Genomic DNA, 2,376 nt, shown 5'->3' with positions numbered 1-2,376 from the left:
CCACCTCCCCCACGATCTCCGCCCCCGCCGACAACCCGCCCGACTCCACCACCCCACCCGCCGCCGGTATCCGCCCCAGCCCGAACAGCTCCGTATGGTCCGTCCAGGCGAACTCCACCGGCTCCAGCGTCTCCGGCCAGCCCGCCACCGCCCGCGCCGCACCGTGCAACCGCGCCAGCTCCGCGGCCCGCTCCGCCACCGGCGGCAGCGCCGTACGCGCCGCGCGCTTGGCCTCCTTGGTGAAGCGGTCCGGCACCCCCAGCGCGCTCCCCAGCACCGCCTCCGCCCGCCGCGCCGCCATCAGCGGCCCGCGCCCCAGCCAGGCGTACGCCACCGCGCCCTGCTCCACCAGCCGCGCCGCCCCGCGCTCCGCCGCCGTGATCCCCACCTTGACCAGCCCGGGCCCGAAATACGCCAGATAGACGGCGTACGGCCGCGGGTCATCGGCCATGGTGTCCGCCGCCACCGAACGCGACCGGTCCAGCCGCGCGCACCGCGGGCACTGATCGGCCACCCCCTCGCTCTCCAGCACCGCCCCGTACGGGCACACCAGCCACCGCCCGGCCCGCCGCACCCCCAGGCACCGCCGCTCCCCGACCGCCGCGAAGGCCAGCGCCTTCCCCGGCGGCAGCAGGCTCACCCGCTCGGCGTCCCGCTCCGCGCAGTACCACCCGAGCCGCTGGCCGAACCGCCCCTCGGCCCCGGCCCCCGGCCCGCCGCCCGACCAGCGCGGTCCCGTACATCGCCACACACCGTCAGCGTACGACCGCCCACTGACAACCGACCGCGCCCGCGCCCACCGACCCCGCGCTCCGCGAATCCACGCTCCCCGGCCCCGCGCCGGCGTCCGCTCCCCCGTCCCGCAGCCCCCGGAACGTGCTCCGATACGCCCGCGGCGACACCCCCAGCGCCGCCTGGAAGTGCTGCCGCAGCGACGCCGCCGTCCCGAAGCCCGCCACGCCCGCGATCCGGTCCACCGTCATGCCGGTCTCCTCCAGCAACTGCCGTGCCCGCTCTATGCGTTGCTGGGTCAGCCACTGCACCGGCGACATCCCCACCTCCTCCCGGAACCGCCGGGTGAAGGTCCGTACGCTCATCGCCTCCCGCGCCGCCAGCTCGCGCAGGCTCAGCGGCCGGTCCAGATGCTCCAGCGCCCAGGCCCGCGCCGCCCCCGTGGACGACACCCGCGGTTCCGGCACCGGCCGCCGGACGTACTGGGCCTGCCCGCCCTCCCGGTGCGGCGGCACCACCGTCCGCCGCGCCACGTCATTGGCCACCGCCGCCCCGTGGTCGCACCGCACCATGTGCAGGCACAGGTCCACCCCCGAGGCCACCCCGGCCGCCGTCAGCACGTCCCCCTCGTCGGTGTACAGGACATCGGCGTCCAGCTCGACCTGCGGGAACAGCCGCCGGAAGTCGTCCACCGACCGCCAGTGCGTGGTGGCCCGCCGCCCGTCCAGCAGCCCCGCGGCGGCCAGGACGAACGCGCCGGTGCAGATCGACGCGATCCGCGTCCCCGGCCGGATCCGCGCCAGCGCGGCGGCCATCGCCGGACTCAGCCGCCCCTCCCGCTGCTCCGTCCCCGGGTCGTAGTCCACCGACGACGCCGGCAGTACGACCGTGTCCGCGGTCTCCAGCGCCTCCGGGCCGTGCGCCACGTTCACCGTGAAGTCCGTGTCCGTCCGCACCTCCCCGGGCACCAGCGCGCAGGTCACCAGCTCGTACAGCAACTCCCCGGACGCCGACCTGGCCTCCCCGAAGATCCGGTGCACGATCCCCACCTCGATCGGCAGCATCCCCGGCCGCACCAGCACCGCCACCCGATGCCGTCGCCCGCCCGACTCCCGCGCCATACCGGCCTCCCCGCACACCCTCGCCGTACGCCATCGCCGTACGCCACCGCTGCCCGCCCCGTGGCCCGATCCTTGCACACCATGACCATCCGGCCACTCGTCCGTCCCCCGCCCCTCCCCCACAGTGGACGCCATGAAGGTCCTCTGGCTGTTCGCCCATCCCGAATCCCGCTCCCTGAACGCCGCCCTGAGAACGGAGGGCCTGCGCACCCTCGAAGCGCACGGCCACGAGCACACGCTCTCCGACCTCTACGCCATGAAGTGGAACCCGGTGGTCGACGCCGCCGACTACGACCACGACCCGTCCGACCGCCTCCAGGTCGGCGACGCCTCCGAACGCGCCTACGCCACCGGCCGCTTGAGCCCCGACATCGCCGACGAACAGCGCAAACTCGCCTGGGCCGACACCCTCGTCCTGCAGTTCCCCCTCTGGTGGTACGGGATGCCCGCCATCCTCAAGGGGTGGTTCGACCGGGTCTTCGTCAAGGGCTTCGCGTTCGGCCACACCGACCCGGCCACCGGC

General features: G+C 75.3%; 3 protein-coding genes. 1 reads left to right on the top strand and 2 read right to left on the bottom strand.

Annotated elements, in window-relative coordinates; translation table 11 throughout:
• Both ADL22_RS13335 and ADL22_RS13330 read right to left on the bottom strand, forming a co-directional pair.
• Positions 1-751: DUF2797 domain-containing protein (locus ADL22_RS13335; protein ID WP_079064094.1), on the bottom strand; the 751-nt coding region annotated here is incomplete at its 3' end.
• Between the two features lie 4 nt (positions 752-755).
• Positions 756-1,853 carry a GlxA family transcriptional regulator gene (locus ADL22_RS13330; RefSeq protein ID WP_079064093.1) on the bottom strand — a complete coding sequence of 366 codons (1,098 nt, stop codon included), beginning with the start codon at positions 1,851-1,853 and terminating at the stop codon, positions 756-758.
• A 133-nt stretch (positions 1,854-1,986) separates the two neighbouring features.
• Here ADL22_RS13330 and ADL22_RS13325 point away from each other — a divergent pair.
• Positions 1,987-2,376: NAD(P)H-dependent oxidoreductase (locus tag ADL22_RS13325; protein WP_199836286.1), on the top strand; the 390-nt coding region annotated here is incomplete at its 3' end.

Source organism: Streptomyces sp. NRRL F-4489 (genome assembly GCF_001509485.1).
Lineage (GTDB): Bacteria > Actinomycetota > Actinomycetes > Streptomycetales > Streptomycetaceae > Streptomyces.
This window is presented reverse-complemented; position numbering and strand designations above follow the sequence as displayed.